Source organism: Arthrobacter sp. TB 23 (assembly GCF_000294595.1).
Taxonomy (GTDB): domain Bacteria; phylum Actinomycetota; class Actinomycetes; order Actinomycetales; family Micrococcaceae; genus Arthrobacter_D.
Genome location: NZ_ALPM01000122.1, coordinates 12,446 through 18,638, shown reverse-complemented (window position 1 = coordinate 18,638; position 6,193 = coordinate 12,446). Strand labels below are relative to the sequence as shown.

Sequence of the window (6,193 nt, the reverse complement as noted above, 5' to 3'; positions counted from 1 at the left end):
CGAGCCGCGGCTGCAACTTCATCCCGTCACGGCTGATGGCCTCGGTATTGCCCAGGATGATCGTGTGGTCGTCACGAGTGAGAACGGCGAAGCCCACGCTCTGGCCGATCTGACGGCCGACATCCGGCAGGACACAGTGTTCCTCGCGTTCCACTACGCGGAGGCAGGCAGCGCGAACCGACTCACGGGCAGCGCGACCGACCCCATCTCCGGCATGCCGGAGTTCAAGACAACCCCGGTACGAGTAGCGGCTCTGTCCGCCCACCCGTCCCGGTCATTGGCAGACAAGCTGGAGGTCAACGCATGAGTAACCCTGAGTCCGGCGCTCCGGAGCGGATTGTCATCGTGGGTTTCGGCCCGGTCGCGGCCCGGCTCGTTGAACATCTTGAGCCTCTCGTCGCCGCTGGAAAGGTCGCCGTAACGGTCATCGGCCAGGAGAAGGAGGCCGCCTACAACCGGGTGCTCGTCGCCGATGTGGCCGTCGGCCGTAGCCGTGAGGCCGCCATCGGGTTGGCCGACCCGGCGGCGTTGATGGCCCTGGGCGTCGATGTTCGTCTCGACACCCGGGTAGCTCAGGTGGACCGCCCCGCCCGGCAGGTACTGCTCGACGACGGAGAGGTGATCACCTATCACCGGCTGGTTTTCGCGACCGGTTCGCGGCCCATCCTGCCGTGCCTCGAGGGCATGGACGACGGCGGATCACAGGCGTTACCCGCAGGGGTCGGTTTCCTGCGCGACCTCGACGATGCCCGCGCCGTGGCAACCGCTCTGGCCTCCCGGGAACGCATCGTGGTGCTGGGCGGCGGTATCCTCGGCATCGAGGCGGCGATTGCCGCCGCCGAGGAGGGCGGCCGGGTCACCCTCGTGCATCATGGCCGCTCCCCGATGGAACGGCTTCTGGGTGAAGGGGCTTTGGTTCTCGCGGCGGCGCTGCGTAACGCAGGCATCGCCGTCGTCGCCGGCACCTCGACCGGGGTACACCTCGCGGACGGCCGATTCGCTGGCCTGGACCTCGCGGACGGGACGAGGATCGACGGTGGCAGACTGGTCCTCGCGTGTGGTGTGCGGCCGCGGACCGAACTCGCCGAGGAGTGTGGCCTCGACGTCGCCGATGGCGTGCTGGTCGATCACACGTTGCGCGCGGTCAATGCGGAGGGTATCTGGGCGATCGGGGATTGCGCCGAGGTGCGCTGCCGGGACAGTTCCTGCCCCGCCTGCACGGAGGACACCGCCCCACAGGGGTTGATCGGTCCCGGCTGGCAGCAGGCGGACTACCTCGGCATGGCGTGGGCTGCTGAATTCGCTGGTGTTCCAGCCTCCGTTGTCGGGCTTCCCGAGCGACGCGACGCCGTCCTGGTGTTGAAGGCCCGCGGCGTGGACGCCGTGACGGCGGGCGAGACGGACGCGGATCCCTGGGCCGTTCAGCCGGGGCTGGCCGTGGCCGTCTGGGCAGACCCGGGGCACGGACGCTACGTGAAAATAGTTACCCGCGACGGTGTCCTGACGGGTCTGGTCTGCGTGGGGATGCCACGAACCGGCGCGGAACTGGTCCTGCTTTTTGAACGCGGTAGTGAGCTCCCGGCCGACCGCTCCAGCCTGCTGCGGCTCGACAGCGCCGAGGGAGTTGTGGCGGCGATTCCTTCCGGACCCGACGCGACACTCTGCCGTTGTGCGGGCGTCACCCGGGGCGCGGTGGCGGATTCAGTGGTGAACGGCTGCACGTCTGTCCCCGATGTCTCGGCCAGCACCAGGGCGGGAACGGGATGCGGCGGATGCCACGAAGACATCAAGGCCGTGATCGAGCAGCACTTCGCCGTGGCGGTCTAGATGTGTAACCGGTACCCGCGTTTGACCACTGTTTCGATCAGGGCAGGATCGGGCAGGGATTTCCGCAGGCGGTTCACATTCATGTCCAGTGCGTGGCTGGCGCCGGTTCGGGCCAGGAGTTCCACCAGGGCGTCACGGCCGAGGACAGCACCTCGCGCGGAAACGAGGGCCTTGAAGAGGACGAGTTGCGCCGGGGCGAGGTCCACCTCCACCTCATCCACCCGGACGGCCCGGCCCCGCACCTCGACGCACCCGGACGAGGTGCTCAGCTGTTCCACGTAATTTTCCGAAAGGTGGTCGCAGACCAGGCGGATCAGTGCACCCATCCGGAAGCGTTCCGGCACGAGCGGCTCAATTCCCGCCTCGATCAGCGGCTGCGCGGTGACCGGTCCCACGGCGGCAGTCAGGACGGTGGTGCGAAATCGCTGCACCAGTTCCGCCTGAAGGCCCTGCTCCGCGGCCGTGCTGAACAAGGCGTCAACGGCCGGCGCGCTGGTGAAGGTTACACAATCCAGCTGGCCGGTGCAGATGGCCTCAATCAGGCGGGGCAACCGTTCGGAGCCCTCGGGTTTAACCCAGCGATAGGGCGTGACCGTCAGCAGGGTAGCGCCGGCGGCCTGCAGCCGGTCCAGCTGATGGGCGTCGGCATACGCGTGCAGTTGAACGCCAATGGTCAGTCCCGAGAGATCCTGCTCCAGCAACTGGTCGACGAGGGTCGCCGTGGTCTCATCGGAACTGATGCCCTCGTCATCCAGCCCCGCTGCGCGCACCGCTCCCCTGGCTTTGGGCCCGCGGACGTAGATACGGCCATCCCCCAGCACCTCAAGGAGGTCGTCGCCCAGCCCGGCGGCGTCCGCGGCCTCGAACCAGCGGCGCATCCCGTAGGCGGTTGTGATGATGAACAGGTCAGGGCGCGCGGCCACCATGGCTGCGGTGTCCGTCAGTAACGCCAAATCCTCAGCGATCGGAGCGATCTTCAGCGCCGGGGCATGGAACACCGTAGCGCCGCGTCGTTCGAGGGCATCGATGAGGTCACCCGAGCGGCGGTCGGAGGTCACCCCGATGCGGAAGCCCGCGAGTTGTTTGCTGGCTCCATCCATGCGGATCGCCCCGGTCACGATGCCAGGGATTCGGTCAGGTGCGCCAGGTGCGCGGCGCCGCCCTGCAGTTCGAGTCCGACACGCACCACCTCACCGATCACAAGGACTGCGGGTGACTGGCACCGGCTGACGCCAGCGGCCGTGACGATCGTTGAGAGGGTACCCGCCGTCGTCCGCTGGGATGGGCTATACCCGCGTTCGACGACGGCTACCGGCATGTCCTGCCGCATTCCGGCCCGGTCGAGTCCGGCCACCAGCTGCGGAAGCGTCGAGACCCCCATGAGGACCACAATCGTGCCGCCCAGCCCCGCGAGATGCTCATGTTCCTCATCAGTCAAGGGAGCGTGCCCGGACACCACAGTGAACAGGTGGCTGACCCCGCGATGTGTGACCGGGATGCCCGCGGCGGCGGGCACCGAAATCGCCGAGCTCACGCCGGGGACCACCCGGCAGAGGATCTGCGCCTCAAGGCAGGCCGCCAGCTCTTCGCTGCCGCGCCCAAACACGAAAGGGTCGCCGCCCTTTAACCGGACCACGTGCCGTCCCGCACGGGCACGACTGACGAGGAGGTCGTTGATCTCGGTCTGCGGCACCCGGTGATGGCCTGGCAGTTTCCCGACGTCGAGCAGTTCCGCGGCCGGAGCAAACTCGGCGAGGGCCTCGGCGGGAGCCAGCCGGTCGTACAGCACCACGTCGGCCTCCCGGAGGGCTGCCGCGGCGTCGAGCGTCAGCAGCCCCAACGCGCCGGGTCCACCACCGATCAAAGTCACATGGCCGGTATCCGACGGTGCTGCCTCCCGGGTGAGGAGCGCGCCAGCGCTGCGGCACCGCACCCGGAGTGCATCGCCGCACGGGTTCGGGCCAGCGGTGGGCGCCGCGGCTGCGGGCNNCCCCCTCCACGACAACGACGAGTGCAACACCCTCGAGCACGGGTGCTGTGCAGTCGCCAGGATTGGGATACCGCTCGACGACGGCACCCGCGGACCGGTACCGCGCGAGGGCCCGGCGGGCGGCCCGCTCACTTCCGATGACCACCACGCGGCGTCCAGACAGATCAATATCGAGATGCACGGCTCAGCCCTCCACGGTTTCTGCTGCGGCGCGGACGGGGATCTCCGCCCCGAGGCTGACGCGTCCTGCGCCGGCCTCAATCTCTGCCGGGGTGGCCGGGCGCCGCTGGCCGCGCTCCTCGACGAGGACGATCGACTGGTCTGCGGCGTCCGGCGCGTTGACGAAGGACCTGAAACGCCGGAGCCGGTCAGGGTTGTTAAGCGTCGCCGCCCACTCGTCTTCGTAGTGCTCCACATGGCGGGCCATCGCGGTTTCGAGGTCGGCGGCGATGCCGAGGGAATCGTTGATGACGACGTCGCGCACGTGCTCGAGACCGCCGTCGAGATCGTCCATCCAGCGGGCAGTCCGCTGCATGCGGTCCGCGGTGCGAATATAGTACATGAGGTAACGGTCGATGTACTGGATCAACGTTGCGTCGTCAAGGTCCTGGGCGAGCAATTGGGCGTGGGCGGGCTGGAAGCCGCCGTTGCCGCCGACGTAGAGGTTCCACCCCTGGTCGGTCGCAATGACACCCACGTCCTTGCCGCGGGCTTCGGCGCACTCGCGGGCGCACCCGGAGACCCCCATCTTGAACTTGTGCGGCGCGCGTAGCCCGCGGTACCGGAGTTCGAGGTTGATCGCCATGGCCACCGAGTCCTGCACCCCGAACCGGCACCAGGTGGACCCGACGCAGGACTTCACGTTCCGCAGGGCCTTGCCGTAGGCCTGCCCGGACTCGAACCCCGCCTCCACGAGAATCTTCCAGATCTCCGGTAGCTGCTCCAGCCGGGCCCCAAACAGGTCGATCCGCAGGGCGCCGGTGAGCTTGACGTACAGACCGAACTGCTCGGCGACCTGCGCGATGACGGCGAGCTTCTGCGGCGTGATTTCTCCGCCGGGAATCCGCGGCACCACCGAGTAGGTGCCGTTACGCTGCATGTTGGCGAGTGCACGGTCGTTGGTATCCTGCAGGGTGCCGCGGCCGCCGTCGAGCACGTACTCCCCGCGCTGTGTGGCGAGGATGGAACCGATGGCCGGTTTGCAGATGTCGCAGCCGTGCCCGGTTTTCGCCTCGTCGGTCGCCCCAAAGCGGAGGATGATGTCCTGGAAAGACGCCAGATCAAGAGCCTGGATGGCTTCGAACAGCTCGGGCCGCGACATCGCGAAATGTTCGCAGATGCCCTTCGAAACGGTACGGCCCGCCTTGGTGAGCTCGGCGTCGAGCAGCTTTTTGAGCATTGGCACGCAGGATCCGCACTGGGTTCCTGCACGGGAACACGCTTTGAGTGAGGGCATGTCCAGCGCTGGGTCGGTCGCCTCACCGTTGGCGTCCAGACCGTGCACCGCTGAGCGGCACGTCCCTGCGGTGATGTTGTTGCAGGAGCAGAGGACGACGTCGTCGGGCAGCTCCGACGGTGGGGCGTCGCCCGTGCCGGCCGAGGAAAGATAGGCGCCCGGCTCGGCGGGGAGTTCGCGGCCAAGCAGCGGCCGAAGCGCCGAGTAGGGTGCCGCGTCCCCTACAAAGATGCCGCCGAGCAGGGTCCGGGCATCGTCGGTGACCACGAGCTTCTGGTAGAGACCCCGGGCGGGGTCGGCGTAAACAATTTCGAGGCTGCCTTCCGACTCCGCGAGCGCGTCCCCGAAACTCGCGACCTCGACGCCGGAGAGCTTCAGCTTGGTGGCGGTGTCGAAACCGGGGAAGGTGGACAGCCCGCCCAGGATGCCGTCCGCGCAGACCTCGGCCATCGCGTTCGCTGGCGCGACCAGCCCCATGCTGACCCCCTCGTAGCTCGCCACCTCACCGATCGCCCAGACTCCAGGCCGGGCCGTCTTGCAGGCGTCGCTGATGACGATTCCGCCGCGGGGTGCCACGTCGAGGCCGGCCTCCCGAGCAAGCTCATCACGGGGCCGGATGCCGACCGAGAAAACCACGAGATCGGCGGGGAGGGCGGTGCCGTCGCTCAGGGTCACGCCGGTGACGCGGCCGTCGTCGGTGGTGATGCCGGTCGGCGCGCCACCGCAGTTGATCCCCAACCCCTTTCCCGCGATGAGGCGACCGAGCGCCTGGCCCCCGCCCTGATCGAGTTGCGCGTTCATCAGCCACCCCGCCCTGTTGACGACGGTCGACTCAGCGCCGAGTTGCTGAAGGCCTCCCGCAGCTTCAAGGCCGAGAAGGCCGCCGCCAATGACGACGGCGCGCGGCGCCCTCCCGAGAT

3 protein-coding genes and 2 pseudogenes (2 of these 5 cut by a window edge) are annotated in these 6,193 nt (G+C 68.2%); 2 read left to right on the top strand and 3 right to left on the bottom strand.

The genetic code is table 11. From position 1 onward, the window contains the following. Window positions 1-307: pseudogene (locus tag B384_RS19360) on the top strand (molybdopterin oxidoreductase family protein); it begins 1,843 nt to the left of the window's first position. Beyond that, window positions 304-1,827, top strand: coding sequence for an FAD-dependent oxidoreductase (locus B384_RS0116190; RefSeq protein WP_019484143.1), 1,524 nt, complete (start codon window positions 304-306; stop codon window positions 1,825-1,827). Before B384_RS19360 ends, B384_RS0116190 begins: the two are co-directional and overlap by 4 nt. On the opposite strand, the gene B384_RS0116185 is transcribed toward B384_RS0116190, so the two are convergent. From B384_RS0116185 to nirB, 3 genes and pseudogenes are all read right to left on the bottom strand, one after another. Then, window positions 1,824-2,927 (bottom strand): uroporphyrinogen-III synthase, encoded by a 1,104-nt coding sequence (locus tag B384_RS0116185; protein ID WP_083850981.1) that lies wholly within the window; start codon window positions 2,925-2,927, stop codon window positions 1,824-1,826. The genes B384_RS0116190 and B384_RS0116185 overlap by 4 nt on opposite strands. A gap of 14 nt (window positions 2,928-2,941) precedes the next feature. Beyond that, entirely contained in the window at window positions 2,942-3,760 is an 819-nt protein-coding gene (gene cobA, locus B384_RS19355) for a uroporphyrinogen-III C-methyltransferase (protein ID WP_019484141.1), read from the bottom strand. Window positions 3,761-4,001: 241 nt separating this feature from the next. Next, window positions 4,002-6,193 (bottom strand): annotated as a pseudogene (gene nirB / locus B384_RS19350) (nitrite reductase large subunit NirB) (it continues 477 nt past the right edge of the window).

Excerpts from the sequence above, each read along its gene's own strand:
- B384_RS0116190 (WP_019484143.1), top strand. The coding sequence starts at position 304 with ATGAGTAACCCTGAGTCCGGCGCTCCGGAGCGGATTGTCATCGTGGGT.
- B384_RS0116185 (WP_083850981.1), bottom strand. The coding sequence starts at position 2,927 with ATGGATGGAGCCAGCAAACAACTCGCGGGCTTCCGCATCGGGGTGACC.